This window comes from Streptomyces sp. NPDC058678, assembly GCF_042714835.1.
GTDB lineage: Bacteria > Actinomycetota > Actinomycetes > Streptomycetales > Streptomycetaceae > Streptomyces.
Genome location: NZ_JBHXSG010000042.1, coordinates 76,094 through 100,568, shown reverse-complemented (window position 1 = coordinate 100,568; position 24,475 = coordinate 76,094). Strand labels below are relative to the sequence as shown.

The 24,475-nt window shown below is 71.1% G+C and carries 26 protein-coding genes; 12 read left to right on the top strand and 14 right to left on the bottom strand.

The annotated features are described in order from the left end of the window. Nucleotides 1-107: 107 nt before the first annotated feature. Nucleotides 108-1,880 (bottom strand): RICIN domain-containing protein, encoded by a 1,773-nt coding sequence (locus ACFWWR_RS31950; RefSeq protein ID WP_384306853.1) that lies wholly within the window; start codon nucleotides 1,878-1,880, stop codon nucleotides 108-110. Between the two features lie 469 nt (nucleotides 1,881-2,349). On the opposite strand from ACFWWR_RS31950, the gene galU reads away from it, so the two are divergent. Further along, the gene (gene galU / locus ACFWWR_RS31945; RefSeq protein WP_383874212.1) at nucleotides 2,350-3,300 is read left to right on the top strand and encodes a UTP--glucose-1-phosphate uridylyltransferase GalU; all 951 of its coding nucleotides are present in this window, start codon (nucleotides 2,350-2,352) and stop codon (nucleotides 3,298-3,300) included. Nucleotides 3,301-3,415: 115 nt separating this feature from the next. Here the strand turns inward: galU and ACFWWR_RS31940 are convergent, their stop codons facing one another. Then, entirely contained in the window at nucleotides 3,416-3,853 is a 438-nt protein-coding gene (locus tag ACFWWR_RS31940) for a DUF4442 domain-containing protein (RefSeq protein WP_383874301.1), read from the bottom strand. 85 nt (nucleotides 3,854-3,938) lie between these two features. On the opposite strand from ACFWWR_RS31940, the gene ACFWWR_RS31935 reads away from it, so the two are divergent. Continuing rightward, nucleotides 3,939-4,901, top strand: coding sequence for a hypothetical protein (locus ACFWWR_RS31935; protein ID WP_383874214.1), 963 nt, complete (start codon nucleotides 3,939-3,941; stop codon nucleotides 4,899-4,901). Between the two features lie 66 nt (nucleotides 4,902-4,967). Then, the gene (locus tag ACFWWR_RS31930) at nucleotides 4,968-5,966 is read left to right on the top strand and encodes a hypothetical protein (protein ID WP_384306850.1); all 999 of its coding nucleotides are present in this window, start codon (nucleotides 4,968-4,970) and stop codon (nucleotides 5,964-5,966) included. Between the two features lie 79 nt (nucleotides 5,967-6,045). Here the strand turns inward: ACFWWR_RS31930 and ACFWWR_RS31925 are convergent, their stop codons facing one another. Together ACFWWR_RS31925 and tuf are read right to left on the bottom strand one after the other, a co-directional pair. Beyond that, nucleotides 6,046-6,891, bottom strand: coding sequence for a spermidine synthase (locus tag ACFWWR_RS31925; RefSeq protein ID WP_383874217.1), 846 nt, complete (start codon nucleotides 6,889-6,891; stop codon nucleotides 6,046-6,048). A 96-nt stretch (nucleotides 6,892-6,987) separates the two neighbouring features. Continuing rightward, complete coding sequence (gene tuf, locus ACFWWR_RS31920) at nucleotides 6,988-8,157, bottom strand: elongation factor Tu (protein ID WP_384306847.1); 1,170 nt, start codon at nucleotides 8,155-8,157, stop codon at nucleotides 6,988-6,990. Nucleotides 8,158-8,467: 310 nt separating this feature from the next. Here tuf and ACFWWR_RS31915 point away from each other — a divergent pair, with 310 nt between their 5' ends. Continuing rightward, a complete protein-coding gene (locus tag ACFWWR_RS31915) occupies nucleotides 8,468-9,259 on the top strand; it encodes a TVP38/TMEM64 family protein (RefSeq protein ID WP_384306845.1) in 792 nt (263 codons plus the stop codon). Nucleotides 9,260-9,263: 4 nt separating this feature from the next. On the opposite strand, the gene ACFWWR_RS31910 is transcribed toward ACFWWR_RS31915, so the two are convergent. Beyond that, on the bottom strand, nucleotides 9,264-10,433 hold the full coding sequence (locus ACFWWR_RS31910; protein WP_384306842.1) for a thiolase family protein: 1,170 nt from the start codon (nucleotides 10,431-10,433) through the stop codon (nucleotides 9,264-9,266). Between the two features lie 115 nt (nucleotides 10,434-10,548). On the opposite strand from ACFWWR_RS31910, the gene ACFWWR_RS31905 reads away from it, so the two are divergent. The 3 genes from ACFWWR_RS31905 (at nucleotide 10,549) to ACFWWR_RS31895 (ending at nucleotide 12,304) form a co-directional block, all read left to right on the top strand. Beyond that, on the top strand, nucleotides 10,549-11,019 hold the full coding sequence (locus tag ACFWWR_RS31905; RefSeq protein WP_383874225.1) for a winged helix-turn-helix transcriptional regulator: 471 nt from the start codon (nucleotides 10,549-10,551) through the stop codon (nucleotides 11,017-11,019). 144 nt (nucleotides 11,020-11,163) lie between these two features. Beyond that, nucleotides 11,164-12,039, top strand: a complete 876-nt coding sequence (locus ACFWWR_RS31900) for an undecaprenyl-diphosphate phosphatase (protein WP_383874227.1) — start codon at nucleotides 11,164-11,166, stop codon at nucleotides 12,037-12,039. Nucleotides 12,040-12,124: 85 nt separating this feature from the next. Further along, nucleotides 12,125-12,304: a hypothetical protein gene (locus ACFWWR_RS31895; RefSeq protein WP_383874229.1), complete on the top strand. Its 180-nt coding sequence runs from the start codon at nucleotides 12,125-12,127 to the stop codon at nucleotides 12,302-12,304. 68 nt (nucleotides 12,305-12,372) lie between these two features. Here ACFWWR_RS31895 and ACFWWR_RS31890 read toward each other — a convergent pair whose 3' ends face one another. Continuing rightward, the gene (locus tag ACFWWR_RS31890; RefSeq protein ID WP_383874231.1) at nucleotides 12,373-13,488 is read right to left on the bottom strand and encodes an AI-2E family transporter; all 1,116 of its coding nucleotides are present in this window, start codon (nucleotides 13,486-13,488) and stop codon (nucleotides 12,373-12,375) included. An 87-nt stretch (nucleotides 13,489-13,575) separates the two neighbouring features. Between ACFWWR_RS31890 and ACFWWR_RS31885 the strand changes: the two genes are divergently transcribed. Beyond that, on the top strand, nucleotides 13,576-14,061 hold the full coding sequence (locus ACFWWR_RS31885) for a nuclear transport factor 2 family protein (RefSeq protein ID WP_384306840.1): 486 nt from the start codon (nucleotides 13,576-13,578) through the stop codon (nucleotides 14,059-14,061). Between the two features lie 71 nt (nucleotides 14,062-14,132). Then, nucleotides 14,133-15,698 carry an apolipoprotein N-acyltransferase gene (gene lnt, locus ACFWWR_RS31880; protein WP_383874234.1) on the top strand — a complete coding sequence of 522 codons (1,566 nt, stop codon included), beginning with the start codon at nucleotides 14,133-14,135 and terminating at the stop codon, nucleotides 15,696-15,698. On the opposite strand, the gene ACFWWR_RS31875 is transcribed toward lnt, so the two are convergent. Continuing rightward, complete coding sequence (locus ACFWWR_RS31875; protein ID WP_383874236.1) at nucleotides 15,622-16,527, bottom strand: Gfo/Idh/MocA family protein; 906 nt, start codon at nucleotides 16,525-16,527, stop codon at nucleotides 15,622-15,624. The genes lnt and ACFWWR_RS31875 overlap by 77 nt on opposite strands. A gap of 130 nt (nucleotides 16,528-16,657) precedes the next feature. Between ACFWWR_RS31875 and ACFWWR_RS31870 the strand changes: the two genes are divergently transcribed. Continuing rightward, nucleotides 16,658-17,170 (top strand): DinB family protein, encoded by a 513-nt coding sequence (locus tag ACFWWR_RS31870; RefSeq protein ID WP_383874238.1) that lies wholly within the window; start codon nucleotides 16,658-16,660, stop codon nucleotides 17,168-17,170. Between the two features lie 121 nt (nucleotides 17,171-17,291). Further along, entirely contained in the window at nucleotides 17,292-17,777 is a 486-nt protein-coding gene (locus ACFWWR_RS31865) for a hypothetical protein (RefSeq protein ID WP_383874240.1), read from the top strand. A 31-nt stretch (nucleotides 17,778-17,808) separates the two neighbouring features. On the opposite strand, the gene ACFWWR_RS31860 is transcribed toward ACFWWR_RS31865, so the two are convergent. The 5 genes from ACFWWR_RS31860 to fabG all read right to left on the bottom strand — a co-directional run bounded on the left by ACFWWR_RS31860 (nucleotide 17,809) and on the right by fabG (nucleotide 22,512). Then, entirely contained in the window at nucleotides 17,809-18,300 is a 492-nt protein-coding gene (locus ACFWWR_RS31860) for a hypothetical protein (protein ID WP_383874242.1), read from the bottom strand. A gap of 110 nt (nucleotides 18,301-18,410) precedes the next feature. After that, complete coding sequence (gene ung / locus ACFWWR_RS31855) at nucleotides 18,411-19,094, bottom strand: uracil-DNA glycosylase (protein WP_383874244.1); 684 nt, start codon at nucleotides 19,092-19,094, stop codon at nucleotides 18,411-18,413. 107 nt (nucleotides 19,095-19,201) lie between these two features. Further along, nucleotides 19,202-20,782, bottom strand: coding sequence for an ABC transporter substrate-binding protein (locus ACFWWR_RS31850; RefSeq protein WP_384306837.1), 1,581 nt, complete (start codon nucleotides 20,780-20,782; stop codon nucleotides 19,202-19,204). Between the two features lie 195 nt (nucleotides 20,783-20,977). Then, a complete protein-coding gene (locus ACFWWR_RS31845) occupies nucleotides 20,978-21,733 on the bottom strand; it encodes an SDR family oxidoreductase (RefSeq protein ID WP_383874247.1) in 756 nt (251 codons plus the stop codon). Nucleotides 21,734-21,750: 17 nt separating this feature from the next. After that, complete coding sequence (gene fabG, locus ACFWWR_RS31840; protein WP_384306834.1) at nucleotides 21,751-22,512, bottom strand: 3-oxoacyl-ACP reductase FabG; 762 nt, start codon at nucleotides 22,510-22,512, stop codon at nucleotides 21,751-21,753. Between the two features lie 307 nt (nucleotides 22,513-22,819). Here fabG and ACFWWR_RS31835 point away from each other — a divergent pair, with 307 nt between their 5' ends. Continuing rightward, entirely contained in the window at nucleotides 22,820-23,260 is a 441-nt protein-coding gene (locus ACFWWR_RS31835; RefSeq protein ID WP_383874251.1) for an excalibur calcium-binding protein, read from the top strand. Nucleotides 23,261-23,288: 28 nt separating this feature from the next. On the opposite strand, the gene ACFWWR_RS31830 is transcribed toward ACFWWR_RS31835, so the two are convergent. Together ACFWWR_RS31830 and ACFWWR_RS31825 are read right to left on the bottom strand one after the other, a co-directional pair. Beyond that, the gene (locus tag ACFWWR_RS31830) at nucleotides 23,289-23,705 is read right to left on the bottom strand and encodes a DUF3037 domain-containing protein (protein WP_383874252.1); all 417 of its coding nucleotides are present in this window, start codon (nucleotides 23,703-23,705) and stop codon (nucleotides 23,289-23,291) included. After that, nucleotides 23,702-24,466, bottom strand: a complete 765-nt coding sequence (locus tag ACFWWR_RS31825; RefSeq protein ID WP_384306832.1) for a HipA family kinase — start codon at nucleotides 24,464-24,466, stop codon at nucleotides 23,702-23,704. Before ACFWWR_RS31825 ends, ACFWWR_RS31830 begins: the two co-directional genes overlap by 4 nt. Nucleotides 24,467-24,475 lie beyond the last annotated feature (9 nt).

The following is a 24,475-nucleotide window of genomic DNA, read 5'->3' as shown; positions in this document are numbered from 1 at the left end:
CCGCAGACGCGGGGCCTGGCACGCCGATCTGCGGCGTGCCAGGCCCCGCTCATCTGCGTCGATGAGTCGCCGCGGATTTTCCTGCGACTTGATCCGCTGGACAGGCCCTAGCCGAGGACCGTGTCGACGGTCGTGGCCACGGTGTCGGCGACCGACCCCGCCGTGTCCAGCGCGGCGCCCGGCAGGTTCGCCACCTCCGCCACCGGAGCGGGCGGTTCGCGGTCGTCGCCGGAGGTGTCGGTGCCGACCTGGGCCATCCGCCTCTCGAACTGCGGCGGCGCGAGCGGCTGGTCGCCCTGCGGAGCCTCGGTGTCCTTGGGCGGCGGATCGGCGTCGGGCGACGGACCGGCGGCCGGCGGCGAGCCCGGTGTCCCGGGGCTGCCGTCCCGCGTCTCGCCCCGCTCGTTCGCGCCGGCGGCGTCACCGCTCGCGGATTCCAGGACCCACTGCTGCTCCGCCGATCCGTCCCGCTCGGTGACGACCAACGCCTTCCCGGCTCCGGGCGCGACGAGCAGGCCTCCGCCCCGGCGCAGCAGGAGTTCGCCGCGGACGGTGAGGTCGTAGCGGACCTCACCGGCGTGCACCACGCAGTCGGCCAGGACGACCGAGCCCTCGTCGGCGTCGGCGTCCAGGCAGAGCGTGGGAGCGACGGCGCTGCGCAGCAGACCGTCGTCCTGGTACGACCACTGCTGTGACCCGGCTGTCGAGCACGCTGTCAGGACGGTCCCGGCGCCGTCCTCGGACCGGCCCCCGCGTACGTCGAGGCAGAGGTCGGCGACGACGTTGCGGAGCCTGCCGTGTCCGACCTCGACGCGGTTGCCCACGGTTGCGGCGGACGGGGATCCGGCGGCCGGTGTCTCGTCGACGGCACCCGGGGAGACGGAGTTGCCGCTGGCCGCACCCCAGGTGGCGCGCGGATCCGGGGTACCGCCCTCGTCGGACCAGCCCTTGGTGACCAGCACGGTCACCAGCAGGGCGAGGGACGTCAGACCGGCGCCCACGAGCATGGCCTTCGGGTGCCTGCGCGGCGCGGTGAGGAGGCCGGCCCCGGCGGGGCGGTGGCCGGCCTGATCGGGGCGGTGGCGGCCGCCGGACCTGGGCCGCAGGGCGAGGCCCGCGGCCGACGCGGCCTGGGCGTTCCCCCGGCCGGGCCGCGAGTCGAGATAGCGGTGGGCGCCCCAGCCGAGGACCGTCTCGGCGAGCAGGTCTTCCAGCCCGCCCTCGAAATGGCTGAGCTGCTCGGCCGCGTGCCGGCAGTACCGGCACGCCATCAGGTGCTGTTGGACATCGGGCAGCAGGCCTCCGCCCCGGCGAATGGGGACGTCGAGGAGGCGGTTGTAGAAGCGGCATTCCGTGGTGGGCGCCAGTTCCCGGTGGGCCCGAACACAGCCCGTCCGGAATTGCTCGCGTGCCTGCTCCAGGGCGGCCGACGCCCGGGCCGTGTCCACTCCCAGCAGACCGGCTGGTACGGATATGGGCTCGGCCTCGGCCTCCGTGTGCCACAGCAGGCATTGGGAGGCTCCCGGAAGAGCCTGGAATGCGCGCTCGGCGAGCTGTCGCCTTTCGGGGGTGACCGACCTCGCGGCGCGCAGACCGCGGCCGCCGGTCGGTTTGCGGATTTCCGGCAGTACGGCGGAAATGCCGTCGTCCGCGGCCCACTCCTTGACGGTCTCCCGAACCGCCCGCAGGAGCCGGGGCCGTACCGCGCCGCCGCCAGCCGCTCCCAGCACCCGGTGGAAGGCGGCGGCCGCCGCCATGGACGCCGAACCCGCCGAGGAGACCAGGCAGATGGCCGCGTAGTCGTAGGTCGCCCGCCAGTGCCGGGCCATCAGGAGCGCGACGGCGTGGGCGTCCGCGCCGGCCGTGTCGAGCCGGGCCATGAGATCACGGTCGGATTCCCCGGGGCTGGAACCGGGCCGCGGCGGGTACGGGGGACGTGGGGGGTAGGGGGATTGCACTGGACCAATTCCTTCCAAGCCGCAGGACGGCATGCGAAATACGCGTCCGTAGGAAAGCAGGTGCCTGATTGGTGCATACCTATGCCGCGTCAGGTACGGGGCGTTACGGGCGGTCGTAATGAGCGGTTGGCCAAGGGGCCGCTCACTTTCGCACAAAGGGCTCACAGGAAACAAGAAGTGCGAGTGACCCACGTCCAAAAAGCGGCCGCTTCAGAAAAGTTACCGGCGGTACCCGCACCCGTATTCGAAAAAACACCGGAGGCGGCCCGTCAAGTTGTGTGCCTCGAAGGCCCGTTGGCACACGAAATCTCCAAGTTCCCGTCCGGTCCCCACAGCGGGCTGAAAGGTTTCTCCCGGCGCGCTCTCATCCCCGTACGCCAGCATGAGCCGCATGATCGCCCCCCACACGACAGCCACCCCCGCCCCTGCCCGCCCCGTCCGCAAGGCGGTCGTCCCGGCCGCCGGGCTCGGTACACGGTTCCTGCCCGCGACGAAGGCGACGCCGAAGGAGATGCTGCCGGTCGTCGACAAGCCGGCCATCCAGTACGTCGTCGAGGAGGCCGCCGCGGCCGGTCTCGACGACGTACTGATGGTCACCGGCCGGCACAAACGGGCCATCGAGGACCACTTCGACAACGCCTTCGAGCTGGAGCAGACACTCGCCGCCAAGGGTGACGCGGTGCGGCTGGACGCCGTGCGCGACCCGGCCCGCCTGGCCGCCATCCACCACATCCGCCAGGGCGAACCTCTCGGCCTCGGCCACGCGGTGCTCTGCGCCCGCCGGCACGTCGGCGACCAACCGTTCGCCGTCCTGCTCGGCGACGACCTCATCGACCCGCGCGAGACCCTGCTCAGCCGGATGCTCGACGTACGCGACCAGTACGCCGGGAGCGTGGTCGCCCTGATGGAGGTCCCGCGCGAACAGATTCATCTCTACGGCTGCGCGGCCGTGGAGCCGACCGGCGAGGGAGACGTCGTCCGCGTCACCGGCCTGGTCGAGAAGCCGTCACCGCAGGACGCGCCCAGCGCCTACGCGGTCATCGGGCGCTACGTCCTCGACCCCGCCGTCTTCGACACCCTGGAACGCACGCCGCCCGGCCGCGGCGGCGAGATCCAGCTGACCGACGCGCTCCAGGACCTCGCCGCGGGCGGCACCGTGCACGGAGTCGTCTTCGACGGGCTGCGCTACGACACCGGCGACAAGGCCGACTATCTGCGCACGGTGGTCCGGCTGGCCTGCGACCGGCCCGACCTCGGGCCCGAATTCACGGCTTGGCTCAAGGAGTTCGTCGCGGGGCTGGAGAGCGGAGCGGCGACCGGGCGCGAGCGGTTCGCGGCCTGATCACGGGCGGGAGGGCGCCGGTCGGGTCGTACACGAAGGGGTGCCGGTCGGGTCGTCCGCGAACGGACGCCGGTCGAGCCGCCCGCCCCGGCCGGCGCCCCCGGCAAGCCGTCGCTCAGCCGTTGGGCCGCAGCGTCCAGAGCACCGTCATCTCGGTGGTCACCGCTCCGTCCGCGCGCCGGATGGCGACGGTCACGGGGAACTCCGGGCGCTTGCCCTCGTCGAGTTCGGCGACGACGTCGGCGGCGGGTCGGCCGAGCGTCGCGGTGGCGGTGACGGGACCCAGGGCGATCTTCTTGAACGCGATCTCGGCGGTGACCGGCAGCGGGACGGCACGGGAGAGCTGGTCCCCGAAGGCGGCCAGGACGATCGCACCGCTGGCCGACTCCCCCAGCGTGAACATCGCTCCGGCGTGCGGCCCGCCGACGTGGTTGCGGTACTCGCTCTGGTCCGGAAGGGCCAGGACGGCCTTCTCCGGGGTGGTCTCCAGATACTCCAGGTTCAGCGTGCGAACCATCGGCACCGTGGCGGCGAGCAACTCGCCGATGGACATCTGATCTGCGTTCATGCCGACATGTTACCCATGAGTAGCCTCGCGGGGCCAGAGCCGCCCAGTGATCGCCGTATCGTTACGGCCCATGTGGCCAGGAGAGCAGCCGCCGGGGGGCGGACAGAATCCGCAGCAGCCCCCGGCTGACAGAAACCCCTACCAGCAGCCCGGATACCAGCAGGCGAATCCGTACGTCCCGCAACAGCCGGCCCCGTGGGAGGCGCCCACCGCGCCCGGCGGCGTCGCGGTTCCCGGGCCGCCGGGCGGCGGGCGTCGTACGAAGGTGGTCGCGATCACCGTGGCGGCGGCCGTCGTCGTGGCCTCCGCCGTGACCGGGGCCGTACTGCTCGGCGGCGGCACGGACGACCAGGCCGGCCCCGGTCCGACGAATTCGCCGGCCTCGGGGTCGCCCTCCGCGTCCAGGAACCCCCGCACCGCCGACGACATGCTGCCCACCGTGGCCGGCTGGAAGGTCGTGGTGAACCCCGACCTGGGCGTCGCCTTCGACGTGCCGCCCGACTGGGCGCTGCGGTCGACGAGTTGGGTCTCGTGGGTCGCGGAGGACGACGACCCGGAGGAAAAGCCCCTCGTCGCCATGAAGGCCCCCGCGTTCCTCAAGGAGAAGTGGTGCGGGACGGACGACGACAAGGACGGCGAGACGGACTACTCGGCACTGGCCGGCGTCGGCACCAGGGGCAACAACGGGGCGAAGAGCACCGAGGCGGCGGCCCGCGCCGACTCCTCGGCCTGGGTCTACGGCGGCTACACCCAGCCGGACCGGAAGAAGGTCACGACCGGCCCGGTCACCTCCTTCACCACCGCCTCCGGCCTCACCGGCACTGCCGCCACGTCGACGTCCTCCGGCGTCGCCAAGAAGGGCAAGTGCGACACCGACGGCAAGGCGACGACCTTCGCCTTCAAGGACGCGGACGGCGACTTCGCGTCCTGGTCGTTCGTCGGTGCCGCGGGCGTCGGTGACGAGGTGCCGGCCGCCACGGTGGAGAAGATCATGAAGACCGTGCGGCTCTACACGTCCGGGGACGAGCGCTGATTTGCTACGTCCCTGACAAGGACCGGTGACCAAAACGTGTCCCGGGCGGGGCTAGGGTGGCTGCCCATGTGGCCAGGACAGCAGCCGCCCGGGGGCGAGCAGAACCCGCAGCAGCAGAACAACCCGTACCAGCAGCCGGGGTACCAGCAGCCGAATCCGTATCAGCAGCCCGGCTTCCAGCAGCCCAACCCCTATGCGCAGCAGCCGCAGTGGGGTGCTCCGGCGCCGGCGGGCGCGCCCGCGCCGCCACCGCCGGGCGGTGGCGGCGGCCGGACGAAGGTCGTCGCGATCGTGGCGGCGCTGGCGGTGGTCGTGGCCGCCGGTGTGACCGGATTCCTCGTCCTGGGCGGCGACAAGGACGACGAGGCGGACGGCGGCAAGGATGCGAAGCCGTCCGCGAGCACGTCCACCGAGCCGAGCGCGTCGCCCTCCGAGGACGACCCGCGCGGCGGTGACGCCGAGCAGGCGACCATCAAGGGCTGGAAGATCGTCGTCAACCCCAAGTGGGGCACGGCCTTCGACGTGCCGGCGGACTGGGAGGTGCAGTCCCCGACGTCGGCCGTCGCCTTCGAGGAGGAGAACTCGGACGACCTCAAGCCGATCATCACGATGTCGGCACCGGCGATCCTCAAGTCCAACTGGTGCGAGTCCGACGACGACAAGGACGGCCGCACCGACACCATGTCCCTGGCCGCGACCGGCACCAAGGGTGCCAACGGCGCCAAGAACACCGACGAGATCGCGATCAACACCCCGGCCTGGTGGGTCTTCGGCGGCTACACGCAGCCCGACAAGAAGAGCATCACGCTCGACAAGAAGGCCACGCCCTACACCACCACGTCCGGCATCCAGGGAAGTTACGCCTGGGCGTCGTCGAAGGACACACCCGCGACGGGCAAGTGCGTGACCGACGGCAAGGCGATCACCTTCGGCTTCAAGAACTCCGCCGGTGACTTCGTGTCGTGGAACTTCTACGGGGCCAAGGGCGTCAAGGAAGAGGTCTCCAAGGAGACCATCATGAAGATCCTCAGCACGGTACGGGTGCACGGGGATCCGACGGGCTGATCACGGTCTGTCGGTCCTGGCCGGCCGGGCCAGGACCGACGGAGCGGGGCCGGCTGCCGTGCTGTCCGTGGGCAACGGGTCAGCCGATGCCGAACGCCCCGTCGGGGGGCACGGGTGACGGCACGGCGTCCTCGTCCCGCACCGGTTGGGCGCCGCCGATGAACTTCCGCAGGGCGGGACCGTGTTCGACGCGGGCCGGGAAGGCGTCGGAGGCGGTGCGGCGGGTCAGGGCGGACGTGTCGAGCGGCTGGTGGGCGGCGACGAGTACCGCGTTGCCGAAGCGACGCCCGCGCAGCACGGCCGGCTCGGCGATCACCATCAGCTCCTCGAACACCGCGGCGAAGGTGGCGAGTTGGGAGCGGAGGAAGTCGAAGGGCGCGGCGTCGGCCAGATTGGCCAGGTAGACGCCGTCGCCGCGCAGCACCCGGGCGGTCTCGCCGGCGTAGGTGACGGACGTCAGGTGCGCGGGCACCCTGGAGCCGCCGAAGACGTCGGCGACAAGGACGTCGGCGGATTCCGCAGGGGCTGATTCCAGCCAGGCGCGGGCGTCGGCAGTGTGCAGCGCGATTCCCGCGCCCTCGGACAGCGGCAGATACTCCCCGACGAGTTCCAACAGGCCCCGGTCCGCCTCCACGACGTCCTGTCGCGAGCCGGGCCGGGTCGCCGCCAGGTACCGGGGCAGGGTGAGCGCGCCCCCGCCGAGGTGCAGCACGTCCAGCGGACGCCCCGCCTGCGCGACGACGTCCAGAACATGTCCGAGCCGCCGCGCGTACTCGAACTCCAGATGCTCCGGCTCGTCCAGATCGACGTACGACTGCGGCGCCCCGTCGACCGTCAGCAGCCACGCCCGCTCCCGGTCGACGTCGGGCATCAGCTTGGCGGTCCCGTGGTCGACGTCGCGGGTGACGGGTATGGGCTCGTTCACCTTCACATTGTGCCTGTGCCGCAGCGCGCCCCTGAGAGGCGTGGGGAACCGCGCGACCACGACGGCCCCACAGTCCCCCACGTACACCTGCCACCCTCAGGCGACGGCGGTCACGGTCCCCGCCCCGACGGTCCTGCCGCCCTCACGGATGGCGAACCCCAGCCCCGGCTCCAGAGGCACCTCGCGCCCGAGTTCGACGGTCATCGTCACCGTCTCCCCGGGCCGCGCGACAGCGACCTCCCCCAGGTCCACGTCCCCGACCACGTCCGCCGTCCGGATGTAGAACTGCGGCCGGTATCCGGTGGAGACCGGAGTCGTACGCCCGCCGTCCCGGCCGGACAGCAGATACACCCGCGCCGTGAACCGCCGCCGGGCCGGCACGCTCCCGGGCGCGGCCACCACATGCCCCCGCCGCACCGCGTCGCGCGGCACGCCACGCAACAGCATCGCGACGTTGTCCCCGGCCTGGGCCTCCTCCATGGGCTTGCCGAACGTCTCCAGGCCGGTCACCACGCTCTCCACGCCCGCGCCGAACACCTCGACCCGGTCTCCCAGCCGGAGCGTCCCCCGCTCGACCGCACCCGTGACGACCGTGCCCCGGCCGGTGATGGTGAGCACGTTCTCCACCGGCATCAGGAACGGCGCGTCCAGGTACCGCTCGGGCATCGGTACGTAGGTGTCCACCGCGTCGAGCAGCGCCTCGACGGACGCGGTCCAGCGCGGGTCCCCTTCGAGGGCCTTGAGCCCGGAGACGCGTACGACGGGCACGGAGTCACCGCCGTAGCCGTGCGCGGTGAGCAGGTCGCGGACCTCCAGTTCGACGAGGTCGGCCAGCTCCTCGTCGGCCATGTCGGCCTTGTTCAGCGCCACGATCACGTGGTCCACGCCCACCTGCCGGGCGAGCAGCACGTGCTCGGCGGTCTGCGGCATGATCCCGTCCAGCGCGGACACGACGAGGATCGCCCCGTCGAGCTGCGCGGCGCCGGTGACCATGTTCTTGACGTAGTCGGCGTGGCCGGGCATGTCCACGTGCGCGTAGTGCCGGGTGTCGGTCTCGTACTCGACGTGCGCGATGTTGATGGTGATGCCCCGCGCCGCCTCCTCCGGTGCCCGGTCAATGCGGTCGAACGGCACGAACGTGCCGGAGCCGCGCTCGGCCAGCACCTTGGTGATGGCGGCGGTCAGGGTGGTCTTGCCGTGGTCGACGTGGCCCATCGTGCCGATGTTCAGATGCGGTTTGGTGCGCACGTATGCCGTCTTGGGCATGGCGATACCTCGAAGCCTCTTCGTGGAATTCGGGGACCCCGGCAACTCGCCGACCCTCCCCCTGCGGGGTCCGCCGGACGATCCGGGGAGGGTCAGCTTCGGGCGCCGTCGACGGCGGTCAGGAAGACGAGAGCGGCAGCCTTCGGGGCATCCGCGACCGCGGATGCTGCGAGGTGGAAGGCGAACCGGTACATGACGCAGATCATTGCCGACGCGTTGTCCCACGTCGAATGGTTTTCAGGGGCGCCGGACCGCACAACGGACGGCATCCATACGGCGATCACACATATATGTCGGTTAGTGTCACCGGATGCTCGATGCCACCAACCGCTCTGGGGGCACCGCCACGGCCACTCCCCCGGCCGCCGCCACGGAGTTCGCCGTCGCCGTCCCCGCTCCGGAGCTCGCCGTATCCGCTCCGGTGGGCCTCGCCGCGCGCTGCTCGAGAGTGCTGTTCTCGCCGTGGTCGCGCCTGTCCCTGCTCATCGCCCTGCTCGCGGGTGCCGCGGCCGCCGTGCTGCTCTTCGAACCGCAGCGACTGCTGGCGGACGGTTGGCCGCCGCAGCTCGGCGGAGCCGCGGCGGCGCTGGTGTTCGCGGCGGCGTACGGCCTGTGCACGGTCGCCTTCGTGCCCCGCCCGCTGCTGAACCTCGGGGCCGGCGCGCTGTTCGGCTCCCAGCTGGGCGTCGGCTCGGCCATCGCGGGCACGGTGCTCGGTGCCGGGCTGGCCTTCGGTCTCGGCCGGGTGCTCGGGCAGGACGCGCTGCGCCCGCTGCTGCGCGGCCGGTGGCTGAAGGCCGCGGACGGACAGCTCAGCCGGCACGGCTTCCGTTCGATGCTGGCGGCCCGGCTGTTCCCCGGAGTGCCGTTCTGGGCCGCGAACTACTGCGCCGCCGTCTCCCGCATGGGCTACGTCCCCTTCCTCGTTGCGACGGCGCTCGGTTCCATCCCGAACACCGCCGCGTACGTCGTCGCGGGCGCCCGTGCCTCGGCGCCGACGTCGCCGGCCTTCCTGGTCGCGATGGCCTGCATCGCCCTGCCGGCGCTGGTGGGCGCGGTGGTGGCCTGGCGCAAGCGCCACCAACTGCGCGGAGTCCGGTAGCCGGTTACACGGACTCCAGGACCATCGCGTTGGCCAGCCCGCCCGCCTCGCACATCGTCTGCAGGGCGTAGCGGGCGCCGCGCTCCCGCATCGCGTGCACGAGGGTGGTGGTCAGCCGGGTGCCGCTCGCGCCGAGCGGGTGGCCGAGGGCGATCGCACCGCCGTGCACGTTGACCTTGGCGAGGTCGGCGCCGGTCTCCTGCTGCCAGGCCAGGACCACGCTGGAGAAGGCCTCGTTGACCTCGAACAGGTCGATGTCGCCGAGGGACAGGCCCGCCCTGCGCAACACCTTCTCCGTCGCCGGGATGACGCCGGTGAGCATGAGGACCGGGTCGGATCCGGTGACGGCGAAACTGTGCAGCCGGGCCAGGGGGCGCAGTCCGAGGCGGGCCGCGGTCTCGCCGGACGTGATGAGCACGGCGGACGCCCCGTCGTTGATCGGGCTGGCGTTGCCCGCGGTGACGTTCCACTCGATCTGCGGGAAGCGCTCGGCGAAGTCCGGGTCGTGGTACGCGGGCTTCAGGCCGGCCAGGATGTCGGTCGTGGTGTCCGGGCGTACGCACTCGTCCCGTGTGACGCCCTCCAGGGGCGCCACCTCCGCGTCGAACAGGCCCGCGTCCCAGGCCGCGGCGGCCTTGCGGTGGGAGGAGAGGGCGAAGGCGTCCATCTGGTCGCGGGTGATGGACCACTTGGCGGCGATGAGTTCGGCGCTGATGCCCTGCGGGACGAGGCCCTCCCGGTAGCGCTCGGCGACTCCGGGACCGAAGGGGTCCTTGCCGGCCGGCACGTTCGACCACATCGGCACGCGGCTCATGGACTCCACCCCGCAGGCGACGACGAGGTCGTACGCGCCGGACATGACGCCCTGGGCCGCGAAGTGCACGGCCTGCTGGGAGGAGCCGCACTGACGGTCCACGGTGGTCGCGGGGACGGTCTCCGGGAAGCCCGCCGACAGGACGGCGTAACGGGTGGTGTTCATGGCCTGTTCGCCGACCTGGTCGACGGTGCCGCCGATGACGTCGTCGATCAGCGCGGGGTCGACGCCGGACCGCTGGACGAGGGTGCGCAGGGTGTGGGCGAGGAGTTCGACGGGGTGGACGTGCGCGAGGGCGCCGTTCGGCTTGCCCTTGCCCACGGGAGTGCGTACGGCTTCGACGATCACTGCGTCGCGCATGGTGCGGCCTCCAGGATGACTGCCAGGACCACCGGCGACTACCGGTGAGTAGGAAATCCAAACTCACCATAGTCCTACGAGTTGGAAATTCAAACCCTCCCCTAGACTGGCCACCATGGCCGCCACCAAGGACCCGCGCCCCTGCTCCATCGCCGACACCCTCGCACTCGTCGGCGAGAAGTACTCCCTGCTGGTCCTGCGCGAGGTGTGCCTCGGCAACGGCCGCTTCGACCAGCTGGTACGCAACATCGGCGCCCCCCGCGACGTCCTCGCCGCCCGGCTGCGCCGGCTCGTGGACGCCGGGATCCTGACGAAGAAGGCGTACAGCGAGCGGCCACAGCGCTTCGAGTACCGGCCGACACAGGCCGGACTCGAACTGGAGCCGGTCCTCATGACCCTGATGGCATGGGGCGACCGCCATCTGCACACGGACGACGACCGCCCGATGGTGATCGAGCACTCCTGCGGCAACGAACTCGCCCCGGTCGTCACCTGCCGGGCCTGCGGCGACCCGGTCCGCCACGGGGACCTGGCGGCCCATCCGCAGACCGACGGGTGGACGGTGGCCGGGCCCACGGCGGCCTAGGCCGCGCTGCCGGAACCAAACCCCTGTGCCAGGGCCGTCACTTCAGGACGCTACGCTGCCCCTCGACACTTCCGACCACCGCACCCGGCGGTTCGGTGTGCCCGTCGCTCCTCACCACGATCAGCGCTTGGACTCCGTAACTTCATGTCTTGGTTTGAATCCCTCATCCTCGGACTCGTCCAGGGGCTGACCGAGTTCCTTCCCGTCTCCTCCAGCGCGCACCTGCGCCTGACGGCGGCCTTCTCGGGCTGGGAGGACCCCGGCGCGGCCTTCACCGCGATCACCCAGATCGGCACCGAGGCCGCTGTCCTGATCTACTTCCGCAAGGACATCGGACGGATCATCTCGGCCTGGACCCGTTCGCTCACGAACAAGGAGATGCGCGGCGACCACGACGCGCAGATGGGCTGGCTGGTCATCGTCGGCTCGATCCCGATCGGCGTGCTGGGCGTGACGCTCAAGGACCAGATCGAGGGACCGTTCCGTGATCTGCGGATCACCGCGACGATGCTGATCGTGGTCGGCGTGATCATCGGCTTCGCCGACCGGCTGGCGGCTCGCGACGAGAGCGGCGGCCGGCACCGCGCGGCCAAGCAGCGCAAGACACTGGAGGACCTGAGCGTCAAGGACGGCCTCATCTACGGCCTCTGCCAGGCCTGCGCCCTCATTCCGGGCGTCTCCCGTTCCGGCGCCACCATCAGCGGCGGCCTCTTCATGGGCTACCAGCGCGAGGCCGCGGCCCGCTACTCCTTCCTCCTCGCCATCCCCGCGGTGCTCGCCTCCGGCCTGTTCGAACTCAAGGACGCGATGGAGAACGACCACGTCTCCTGGGGTCCGACGATCTTCGCCACGGTGATCGCGTTCGCGGTCGGCTACGCCGTGATCGCCTGGTTCATGAAGTTCATCTCCACCAAGAGCTTCATGCCGTTCGTGTACTACCGCATCGCGCTCGGCATCCTGATCGTCGTCCTGGTCACGATGGGCGTGCTCAGCCCGCACGCGGCGGAGTCGGCGGGCTGACGGCCGGTCACCCGTGACCCATGACATAGGAGTTGCGTAGCCGTTTGGTAGCGCACTGTCAGTGCTTGCGCCTAGGCTTGTACGCATGTCCCCCGATTCCATGGCTCCTGCCTCCATGCGCTCTGCCGCCGAGGTGAACGAGCAGATCCGCGCACTCTGGCTGCGCGCGGGCGGCACCCTCTCGACCCAGGAGCGCGCGGAGTACGAGCTGTTGGTGGTCGAGTGGGCGGCCGCGATCCGCGGCGCCGTCGTCGAGGCGGCCTGAACACCCGTGCCCCGCTGCGATGTCGGGCGGGCCGGCCACTCGACGTCCGCGGCCGGCCTGCCCGGGCGCTACGCGGGGGCGACGTCGCCCGCGGGTGACTCGTCTGTCCCCGGCTCCGGCGGGGCGTCGCTGAGCTGCTCGCGCACATAGTTCCAGACCACCGCGATCAGCGCGGCGACCGGTACGGCGAGCAGGCTGCCCACGATGCCGGAGAGACTGCCGCCCAGCGTCACCGCCAAGAGGATCACCGCGGCGTGGAGGCCGAGCCCTCGACTCTGGATCATCGGCTGGAACACGTTGCCCTCGAGTTGCTGCACCACGACGATGATGGCCAGCACGATCAGCGCGTCCGTCAGACCGTTCGAGACCAGCGCGATGAGGACCGCGACGAAACCGGCGAACAGGGCGCCCACGATCGGCACGAACGCGGAGACAAAGGTCAGCACCGCCAGCGGCAGCACCAGCGGCACTCCCACGATCCACAGGCCGAGGCCGATCAGGACGGCGTCGAGCAGGCCGACGGCGGCCTGGGAACGCACGAACGCGCCCAGGGTGTCCCAGCTGCGCGCGGCCACGGTCGGGATGTCGGTGGCGAGCCGGCCGGGCAGCTGGCGGGCGAGCCACGGCAGGAAACGCGGTCCGTCCTTGAGGAAGAAGAACATCAGGAAGAGCGCCAGGACGGCGGTGACCACGCCGTTGACCACGGTGCTCACTCCCGTGACGACCGTGGAGACCATGTTGCCGAGGCCGTCCTGGGCGCGGGCGACCGCCGTGTCGATGGCCTTGGTGACCTGCGCGTCACCGATGTTCAACGGCGGCCCGGCGGCCCAGTCGCGCAGCTTCTGGACACCTTCGACCACGCCGTCGGTCAGCTCGCCGGACTGGGACGCCACGGGTACCGCGATCAGCGCCACCACACCGAGGGCGACCAGGAGGAACAGCACCGTCACCACCGCCGCGGCCAAAGCGGCGGGCCACCCGCGACGCCGCAGGAACCGAGCCAACGGCCAGGTCAGTGTGGTGAGGAGCAGGCCGACTATGAGCGGCCAGACGACGGACCACATGCGGCCCAACGTCCAGAGGGTCACCGCGAGCATCACGAGCACCAGCAGCAGATCGACGGAGACACGAGCCGATGTGCGGAGCGCGGCGCGGGCTCTCGGGGAACTCAACGTGGCAGACATGGGGGTCACTCTATTGGCGATCAAGTCACAACCGAATATCACCGTGCCCCCCTTGGCGGCGCCCGCGCCATGCCCAACACTGAGCCGATGACGCAGCGTGTGGAGCTCGCGACCGTGATGGACCGACTGGCCGTCGACGAACTGATCACCGACTACGCGACGGCGGTGGACGACGGCGACTGGGAGACGTACCGAGGGCTGTTCACACCCGACGGGAGGGCGGACTACCGCTCGGCCGGCGGCATCGAGGGGGACGCCGGAAAGGTCGCCGCCTGGCTCGAGGAGAGCATGCGGCTGTTCGCGATGCGCCAGCATCTGATCGTCAACCGCCGGGTCCGCTTCGACCTCCTGGAGCAGGACACCGGTGACACGGCCCATGTCCAGGCCGACTACGTCAATCCGATGCGCCTGGCCGACGCCGACGGCGGCCCGGCCACCCCCGACTTCGTGTGCGGCGGCCGGTACGTCTTCGGGCTGCTGCGCACGTACGACGGCTGGCGGCTGAGCGAGGTGCTCGTCCAGGAGAAGTGGCGCCGCCGGCCGGACCCGCGTCCGGCAGCCGTGATCGACTGAGCCGACGTCCTCTGGCCCGGGGTCGTCCGCCGCACGCACACTGGAGACACCCACGGGGTAGGAGGTGCCGTATGAAGTCGTTCGGCCACTGGCTCACCTCCCCGTGGCGGCGCTCGACCGTCGCCGCGGCGGCGGGCGCCCTGCCTGTACTCGCCTTCCCCGCCCCGTCGCTGTGGTGGTGCGCGTACGTCGCCCTCGTCCCCTGGATCGTGCTGGCCCGCTCGGCACCGACCGGGAAACGGGCGGCGTACGACGGCTGGTGGGGCGGGTTCGGATTCATGCTGGCGATGCACCACTGGCTGCTGCCGAGCCTGCACGTGTTCACGTTCGTCCTCGCGGCGCTGCTGGGCGCCCTGTGGGCCCCGTGGGCCTGGCTGGTGCGCCGCTGTCTCGCCGAAACACCCTCCCGTGCCCGGATCGGGGCGGCCCTCCTCGTCCTGCCGTCGGGCTGGCTGGCGGTCGAACTCGTACGTTCCTGGCAGGGGCTCGGCGGGCCCTGGGGCGTGCTCGGCGCCGGCCAGTGGCAGGTGGAACCGGCGCTGAGGCTCGCCTCGGTGGGCGGGGTGTGGCTGCTCAGCTTCCTGGTGGTGGCCGTCAACGTGGCGGTCGCCGTGCTGGTCGCGGTCCGTGAGTCCCGGGTGCCGGCCGTGGCCGGACTGGTCGCCACGGCGGCGGCCACCTCGGCGGCCTGGGCGTGGTCGCCGCGCCCCGATGTCGACGGGCGGGCCAGGATCGCGGTCGTCCAGCCGGGCGTCGTCGAGGGCGCCGACAGGCGCTTCGCACGGGAGGAGCAGCTCACCCGCGAACTGGTCGGACAGGACGTCGACCTGATCGTCTGGGGTGAGAGCAGTGTCGGCTACGACCTCGGGGACCGGCCCGACCTCGCGACGAGGATCGCCGCGCTGTCACGCGCCACCGACGCCGACATACTCGTCAACGTGGACGCCCGGCGCTCCGACAAGCCCGGCATCTACAAGAGTTCGGTGCTCGTCGGGCCCGACGGCCTCACCGGCGACCGCTACGACAAGATGCGACTCGTCCCCTTCGGCGAGTACGTCCCGGCCCGCTCACTGCTCGGCTGGGCGACCTCCGTCGGCAAGGCGGCGGGCGAGAACCGCAGGCAGGGCTCCGAGCAGGTGGTGATGGACGCCGGGAACGGGCTCAGGATCGGTCCGATGGTGTGCTTCGAGACCGCCTTCCCCGACATGACCCGCCATCTCACCGAGGACGGCGCCGACGTCCTGGTCGGCCAGTCCTCCACGTCGACGTTCCAGCACAGCTGGGCCCCCGAACAGCACGCCTCACTGGCCGCGCTGCGCGCGGCGGAGACCGGCCGCCCGATGGTCCACGCGACGCTCACGGGTGTGTCGGCGGTCTACGGCGCGAGCGGGCAGCGCATCGGACCGTGGCTCGGCACGAGCGCGAGCACGAGCGCGGTGTACGAGGTGCCGCTGGCCGACGGCGTCACGCCGTACGTCCGCTTCGGCGACTGGCCGGTGCAGGCGGCCCTGTTGATCCTCGGGGTGTGGGGCGTCACCGAGGGCGTACGGACGCTGCGGGTCAGGCGGCCTTCTCCTGAACCGCCCGTACCACCCGCTCACACAGTTCGTGAGTCGCCAGCGCGTCCCGGGCGCTGAGCACCCTGCCCGCGCGCACGGCGTCGAGGAAGGCGAGCACGACCTGCTCGATGCCGCGCTGCCGGGCCACCGGCACCCAGTCGCCGCGCCGCCGCACGGTCGGCTGGCCCTTGTGATCGATCACCTCGGCGAGGTTGACCACCTGCCGCTTGGTGTCCTGCCCGGACACCTCCAGGATCTCCTCCGCCGAGCCGCTGAGCCGGTTCATCACGCCGAGCGCGGTGAAGCCGTCCCCGGCGAGCTGCAGCACGACGTGGTGCAGCAGACCACCCTCCACGCGGGCGCGCACGGTCACGTCGTCCACGGGGCCGGGCACGAGGAAGCGCAGGGTGTCCACGACGTGGATGAAGTCGTCGAGGATCATCGTGCGGGGCTCCTCGGGGAGCCCGATCCGGTTCTTCTGCATCAGGATCAGCTCGCGCGGGTGATCGGCGCACTGGGCGTACCCGGGGGCGTAGCGCCGGTTGAAGCCGACGGCCAGGCTCACGCTCCGCTGTTCGGCGAGCTCCACCAGCCGTGCGGAGTCGGCGAGTTCGTACGCCAGCGGCTTGTCGACGTACGTCGGTACACCCGCCTCGAGGAGCCGCGTCACGATCTCGGGGTGCACGGCGGTCGGCGCGTGCACGAAGGCGGCGTCGAGGTCCTGGCCGAGGAGGGAGTCCAGATCGGCGTGACGCCGCTCCTCGGGGAGGTGGAGGCCGTCGGCGACCCGGGCGAGTGTCGCCGGGCTGCGGGTCTGGAGGTGCAGCTCGACCCCGGGGCGGCCGCCGAGCACCGGCAGATACGCCTTCTGCGCGATGTCACCGAGTCCGATGCAGCCGACCTTCACGGGCTCTCCTTCAGCGGTTGTGGCCTGCCGGGGTCATGCCGGAAGCATACGGCCGGCGCAGCGGCCACCGGTCGGCGAAGGCGTGGAAAACGCGTGGTGGGGGGCGGGCGCAGTCGGCGACGATGCGTGCATGACGACGCAGCGCACCGAACCCGCCCAGAACGCCGACGAACGCACCATGCTGGAGGGCTGGCTGGAGTACCACCGGCAGACCCTCGCGTGGAAGTGCGAGGGCCTGACCGACGCCCAGCTCCGCACCGCCTCGGCGGAGCCGTCCGAGCTGTCCCTGATGGGTCTGGTGCGGCACATGGCGGAGGTGGAGCGGGGCTGGTTCCGCAAGGTCCTGGTGGGCGATGATCCGGGGCCGATCTACTACACCGAGGAGGACCGGGACGGCGAGTTCCATCTCACCGAGGCGGACACCTGGGACGAGGCGTACGGCACCTGGCAGGCCGAGATCGAGATCGCCCGGCGCAACTCCGCGGAGTTCGGCCTGGACGAACTCTCGCGCGGCAGGAGCCGGTTCACCGACGAACCGTTCAACCTGCGGTGGATCTACACGCACATGATCGAGGAGTACGCCCGTCACAACGGCCACGCCGACCTGATCCGCGAGCGCGTCGACGGCGGGACGGGCGACTGAGGCCGGCCGGCGTCAGCCGCCGCGGACACGCCCCCTCCGTACGGGGCCGGAGATCACCCGTGCGGGGCATCCTCCGCTTGTCAACTGTCCAAAGGCCGCCCGAACCAGCAGAGTTGCGCGGGTGCATCGAACGACGACCACCGCAACGCTCCTCGTCACCGTGGCTGTCTCGGCCCTGTCCGGCTGTGTGACGGTCCAGGACCCACCCGTGTCCGGACCGCCGGCGGCGCCCTCCCGGCCGTCGGCGCCCCGGCCGGACGGGCAGGCGGAGCAGCAAGTCGTGCAGGCGCCGGCCCGCGAGGCCCTGGAGATGATCGGCCCGTCCCGCCGCCCGGACCCGACGTCGGCCGCGTCGCACGGTGCCGACCCCGCGGCCCCGCGACGGGCCGAGGAACCGCCTCCGCGCTACCGCCCGGCACTCCCGGCGCATCCGAAACCCCGCCACCCCGAGGTGGGACACCGCGCGAAGCCGCGCGTCGAGATCCCCGACGTGGCCGGGTCGGTCCCCAAGGAAGCGAAGGACGTCTGCGCGCTCGGCAGGCAGTACGGCGGCTGGGAGGCGGGCAGCCCGGAGTCGGTGATCTGCGACCGGACGTACGGGCGGTGAGCCGGGAGGCGGACGTGCGGGTGGTCCCTGCTCATCCGCGGGAGGCGTCCCCTTCGCCGAGCCGTAGCTCCAGCCGGTTGATCGCTCCCCGTACCCCGTCCCCGTAAGCGTCGTCACCCAGTGCGCCGGACGCTTCCCGCGCCCGGCGCAGATGGGTGCGGGCGGCCTCCGTGCGGCCGAGCTTCACATAGTCGGCGGCCAGGTTCAGATGCAGGGACGGGTACAGCGCCCGCACGGCGAGCGCTCCCTCGTGTTCGTGGAGCCGGTCGTCCGTCAGCTCCTCCGCGGCCGTCAGCGCTCTCAGGTCCCAGGCGAGTTCGTCGAACGGGTCGTCCTGGGTGTCTGCCATGTAGTGAGCCAGCGTGCAGCGGTGCAGGGGGTCGCCGTCCTCACCGATCTCCGCCCACAGGCTCAGGAACCGCTGCCGGGCCTCCTCGCGGTCGCCGGCGTGATGCAGCATCACGACCTGCCCGATCCGCGTCATCACGGCATCCACGGCCGCCTGCCCCTGTCGCTCCGCCACCGCGTCCTCCGCACCCTCGCCGGCTGTCCCTGCCGACGCTAACCGCCGCCACCGACAATCACGGTCAGGCGGCACCGGGCCGGTTCGGCGGGGAACCGGCCCGGCGGCGGTCAGCCCAGGTTCGGGATGGTCCAGTCGACGGGCTGGTGGCCCTGGCGGGCGACCGCCTCGTTGATCTGCGTGAACGGGCGGGAGCCGAAGAACTTCTTGGCCGACAGCGGGGAGGGGTGGGCGCCCTTGACCACGGCATGCCGGGTTTCGTCGATCAGGGGGAGCTTCTTCTGCGCGTAGTTGCCCCACAACACGAAGACCGCCGGGTCGGGCCGGTCGGCCACCGCGCGGATCACCGCGTCGGTGAACTTCTCCCAGCCCCGGCCCTTGTGCGAGTTGGCCTCGCCGCCCCGGACCGTGAGCACCGCGTTGAGCAGCAGGACGCCCTGCCGGGCCCACGGCATCAGATAGCCGTTGTCCGGGACCTCCAGCCCGAGCTCCTCCTTCATCTCCTTGTAGATGTTGCGCAACGAGGGCGGTGTCTTCACGCCGGGACGGACCGAGAAGCACAGCCCGTGGCCCTGGCCCTCGCCGTGGTACGGGTCCTGACCGAGGACGAGGACCTTCACCTGCTCGAACGGCGTGGCGTCCAGCGCGGCGAAGACCTCCTCGCGCGGAGGGTGGACGGGACCCCTCGCTCGCTCCTCCTCGACGAACTCCGTCAGCTCCTTGAAGTAGGGCTGCTGCAGTTCGTCGCCCAGGACCCCGCGCCAGGACTCGGGCAGCATGGCGATGTCGGTCACGTCAACTTCCTTACGGTGTGCGGTCACTGCGACGTGCGGTCACGTCCAGGCCACAGAACCTACAGGCGAGCACTGACAGCGGGCCCGCGGACCGCACCGACGGCCCCCTACCAGCTGGTCTTCCAGGACAGCTCCCACATGACCATCATCGTCGCCGGGTCGATGACCTTCTCCAGACCGGAGATCTCCTCGTTCGCGGCCACGTACTGCTTGCCCTGCCACAGGGGCAGCAGGCGCGCGTCGTCCACGAGGATCCGCTGGGCCGCCTCGATCTGCTTGGCGACGGCACCGCGGTCGCTCTCGGCGCGCGACTCCGGGAGCAGCTTGCCGGTGATCTCGGGCTCTTCGTACGGGGTACCGAGCGCGTTCTGCTTGCCCACGAAGGGCGCGATGAAGTTGTCGGCGTCGTTGAAGTCGGGGAACCAGCCGCGCCCGAACACCGGGTATTCGCCCTTCTGGTATCCCTCCACGTAGCTCTTCCAGGGGCGGCTCTTGAGGGTCACCTCGAACAGGTCGGAGGCCTCGAGCTGCCGCTTCAGCTCCTCGAAGGCGGGCTTGGTCGTCGAGCCGTAGCGGTCGCTCGTGTACCAGAGCGTCAGCGGGACGCGCTCGGTGATGCCCGCTTCCGTGAGGATCTGCTCGGCCTTGGGCACGCTGGGGGCCCCGTAGTCGTCGAAGAAGCCCGTGGTGTGGCCCACCAGGCCCCTGGGGACCATGGAGTACAGCGGCTCGACGGTGTCCTTGTAGATGTTGTGCGCGAGCGCCGGGCGGTCGATGACCTGGGCGACCGCCTTGCGGACCGCGGGCTTCGCGGCCCACGGGTCGCTGGGGTTGAAGACCAGGTAACTGATCTCGGTGGTGGGGTTCGCGACGAGCTGGAGCTTCTCCGCCTTCTGGTTGGCGTCGAGGTCCACGGTGTCCGAGGCGCCGAGACCGCGGTAGATGACCGCGATCTGCTTGTCCTTGAGGGCCTTGACCATCTCGTCCGACTGCTGGAAGTAGCGGATGGTGACGGCGCTGTTCTTGCGGTCCGCTATGCCCTTGTAGTTGTCGTTGCGGACGAGCTCGGCCTTCTTTCCCTCCTCGTAGGAAGCAAGGCTGTAGGGCCCCGAGCCGCTGATCTTTCCGTCCTTGCGGAGCGCGTCGGCGGGGTACTCGTCGGGATCCACGATCGACATCGCGGGCGTGGTCAGCACCAGGGGGAAGGTGGCGTCGGGCTGGCTGAGATGGAAGACGACCTCACGGTCACCCTTCACCTGCACCCGGGAGAGAGTCCCCAGCAGCCCCGCGGGACCGCCATTGACGTTGATCTCCTTGATCCGGTCGAACGAGTGCTTGACGGCCTGGGCGTCCAGCGGGTGCCCGTCGGAGAACTTCAGGTCCTTACGCAGCGTGCAGCTGTACACGGTGCTCGAATCGTCCGTGAAACCACAGCTCTCGGCGGCGTCCGGCTCGGGCTCGGCCGCGCCGGGGCTGTAGTTCAGCAGGGTTTGGTACACATTGCGGAACAGCTCCCAGGAGTTGTCCCAGGACGCCGCGGGATCCAGCGTGGCCGGAGCACTGGTGGTTCCCACGACGAGCGGCGCCTCGTCTCCGGAGGCGTCCGAGGTGAACACGCCACATCCGGCCACCATGGATATGGACGCCAGGGCCGCGAGCGGCGGCAGGTATCGGTTCCGGATGAACACGCGCTTGCTCCTCGAAATGCCGTACCAAGGGTCGGCAGACCATACCGCAGCGCTCCGCCCGCTGAACCTCTCCGGGATTCGCTCTCTTGATCGATTCTGTGATGACGACGTTGTCATCGGTCCCGTGCGGCTCTCATACGTCGGCACGGGCGCCGTTTCCGGTCGACGGGCGCCCGTGCCGAACTGCAACGAAAGTCAGCCCACGCCGGCGTTCAGGAAGATGCCGCCGTCGACGACGAGCGTCTGGCCGGTGATCCAGTCGGACTGCTCCGAGGTGAGGAAGGCGGCGGCGCCGCCGATGTCGGAGGGCACGCCGAGCCGGGCCAGCGGGTAGGCCGCGGCCGCCTCCGCCTCGCGGCCCTCGTACAGGGCCTGCGCGAACTTGGTCTTGACGACGGCCGGGGCGATGGCGTTGACCCGCACCTTCGGCGCGTACTCGTGCGCCAGCTGGAGGGTCAGGTTGATCATGGCGGCCTTGCTGATGCCGTAGGCGCCGATGAAGGGCGAGGCGGAGACGCCCGCGACGGAGGCGATGTTGACGATCGCGCCGCCGTTGTCCTTCTGCCAGGCGTGCCAGGTCTTCTGCGCGAAGCCGAGGGCCGAGACCACGTTGGTCTCGAAGACCTTGCGGGCGACGCCCAGGTCGAGGTCGGCGATCGGCCCGAAGACCGGGTTGGTGCCGGCGTTGTTGACCAGGTAGTCGACGCGGCCGAAGGCCTCCATCGTGCGCTCGACGGCGACGGCCTGGTGGGCCTCGTCGTGGGCCTTGCCCGCGACGCCGATGACCCGGTCGGCGCCGAGCTGCTCGACGGCCTCCTTGAGGGCCTCCTCGTTGCGCCCGGTGATGCAGACACGGTCACCGCGCGCGATCAGCGCCTCGGCGACGCCGTAACCGATGCCGCGGCTGGCGCCGGTGACCAGGGCGACCTTGCCCGAGAGTTCCACAGTCATGTCCCTGTTCCTCAGCCCTAGTTGAGCGGTCCGCCGGCCACGTACAGCACCTGGCCGGAGACGAATCCGGCCGCGTCGCCCGTGAAGAAGGCGATCGCGTTGGCGATGTCGTCCGGGTTGCCCACGCGCTGGACCGGGATCTGGGTGGCGGCCGCGGCCTTGAACTCCTCGAAGCCCATGCCGACCCGCTCGGCGGTGGCGGCGGTCATGTCGGTGGCGATGAAGCCGGGCGCCACGGCGTTGGCGGTGACGCCGAACTTGCCGAGCTCGAACGCGAGCGTCTTGGTGAAGCCCTGCAGACCGGCCTTGGCGGCGGAGTAGTTGACCTGGCCGCGGTTGCCGAGCGCCGAGGACGAGGAGAGGTTGACGACGCGGCCGAACTTGGCGTCCACCATGTACTTCTGGACGGCTCGCGTCATCAGGAACGAGCCCCTCAGATGCACGTTCATGACGGTGTCCCAGTCCGTGACGCTCATCTTGAACAGCAGGTTGTCGCGGAGCACGCCCGCGTTGTTGACGAGGATCGTCGGGGCGCCGAGCTCCGCGACGACGCGCGCGACGGCCGCCTCGACCTGGGCCTCGTCGGAGACGTCCGCGCCGACCGCGATCGCCTTGCCGCCCGCCGCGGTGATCGTCTCCACGGTGTCCTTGCAGGCTCCCTCGTCGAGGTCGATCACGGCGACCGCGCGACCCTCGGCGGCCAGTCGTACGGCGGTGGCGGCGCCGATGCCGCGCGCTCCGCCGGTGACCACGGCGACCCGCTGCTCAGTGGTGGACATTGCTGGTTCTCCTCGCCCTCGAGAAGGACGCCCATCTGGTGAGCGACCGCTTAGTACCTTCAGCAGACGTGACGCTAGAAGCCCTGGCACCCGGTGTCAACGTCACACGAGCCCGGTGTGATCCATTACCTGCGCGGCCGGCCCCGGCAGGCCGCGCCCGCCCGTCGTCGTCCCGCATACCCGCCCGTCATCGTCCCGCATCGGGGACCGCCGGCGGCACCCGATCGGCCCAGCGCTGCGCGCCCCTGCGCCATCTGGCCCATAGCGTCGGAGCGCGGACCACTCGTGGCCGGAAAGGAGGCGCTCGATGCGCCGTCGCACCGGTGCCGCCGGCACGCTGATCGCGATCACCGCGATAGTGCCGTTGGCCGACATCGCTCACGCCCAGGATCTGGACTGCCGCGATTTCACCTACCAGGAGGAGGCGCAGGCCGTCTTCGACTCGAACCCCGTTGATCCGAACCGACTCGACGAGGACCAGGGCGCGGACGACGGCATCGCCTGCGAGGTACTGCCCCGGCGCGGCGCCCCCGTCATCTCCTCGACCGCCCGTCCCGTCCGTCCCGCGACTCCCGCGACCGTCGGTCCCGCGACTCCGGCGGCCGTCACCCCGACGCAGGGCGTGCGCGGCGGGCTGGGCGGGGCGTCGACCTCCGGACCGAGCGGCTGGGCCACCGGGATCGGCCTGGCCCTGGTGGCCGCCGGCGTCCTCGCCACCGGCCATGTGGTGAGGCGACGCCGGGCCTGACGGCCGGCCGGCGGCGGCGCCGGCTCCGTCACCGCACCAGCAGGCCGAGAAGCCGGTCGGTCTCCGCGGCCGGGTCGTTGGTCAGTCCGGTGTGCACGGGCCCCGGCTGGACGACCGTCGAGCGGGGCGCGACCAGCCAGCGAAAGCGCCGCCCTGCGTCGTCGCGGGCGGCCTGACCTGCCGCTTCGCCGCCCTTGCAGACACCCTCGACGCCACGCAGGGCGGCCCTCACGCCGGCCACGTCCGCGTCCGGATCCAGGGCGAGGAGCCGCGTCTCGTCGAGGTGGGTGCGCACACCGACGTACGACTTGGCCCGGCAGTAGACCAGCACCCCGGCGTTGATGCACTCGCCGCGCTCGATGCGGGGCACGACGCGCAGCAGCGCGTACTCGAACACGTCCCGCTCGTTCCGCTCGCTCCCCCGGATGATGTGGCGCTCGCTCACTTGCTTCCCTCGATGCCGTTGATGCGGTCGTGGACGACGGCGGCGCGCGCGGCCAGGGGACGCGCGTAGGCCCGGCGGAGGTCGTCCGGTGTGTCGAAACCGGGCTCGTCCGCCAGCCACGCTTCCGGGATCTTCGCGGTGACCTCGGCCAGGAGCTCCTCGGTGACCTGCGGCGCGAGCGCGGCTGCGGCAGCGGCGACGTCCGGCGCGAAGGACGTGAGCACGTGGTCGGAGGCGTCGTACGGGCGGGCCGCCGAGGCCTCGGCGCCGGGCCAGTTGTGGTGCCAGATCATGGTCGCGCCGTGGTCGATGAGCCACAGACCGCCCTGCCACATCAGCAGGTTGGGGTTGCGCCAGGAGCGGTCGACGTTGTTCACCAGCGCGTCGAACCAGACGATCCGCCCGGCCTCCTCCGGGCTCACCGGGAAGGCGAGCGGGTCGAAGCCGAGGGCCCCGGAGAGGAAGTCCATGCCGAGGTTGGTGCCGCCGCTGGACCTGAGCAGTTCCTGTACCTCCGGGTCGGGTTCGCCGAGCCCCAGAACCGGGTCCAGGCCGATCGTCACGAGCCGCGGCATCCGAAAGCCGAGCCGCCGGGCGAGTTCGCCGCACACGACCTCGGCGACCAGTGTCTTGCGGCCCTGCCCGGCACCGGTGAACTTCATGACGTACGTCCCGTGGTCGTCGGCCTCGACGAGCCCCGGCAGCGAGCCGCCCTCACGCAGGGGCGTGACGTAGCGGGTCGCGGTGACCTCTCTTAGCATTTTCCCAGG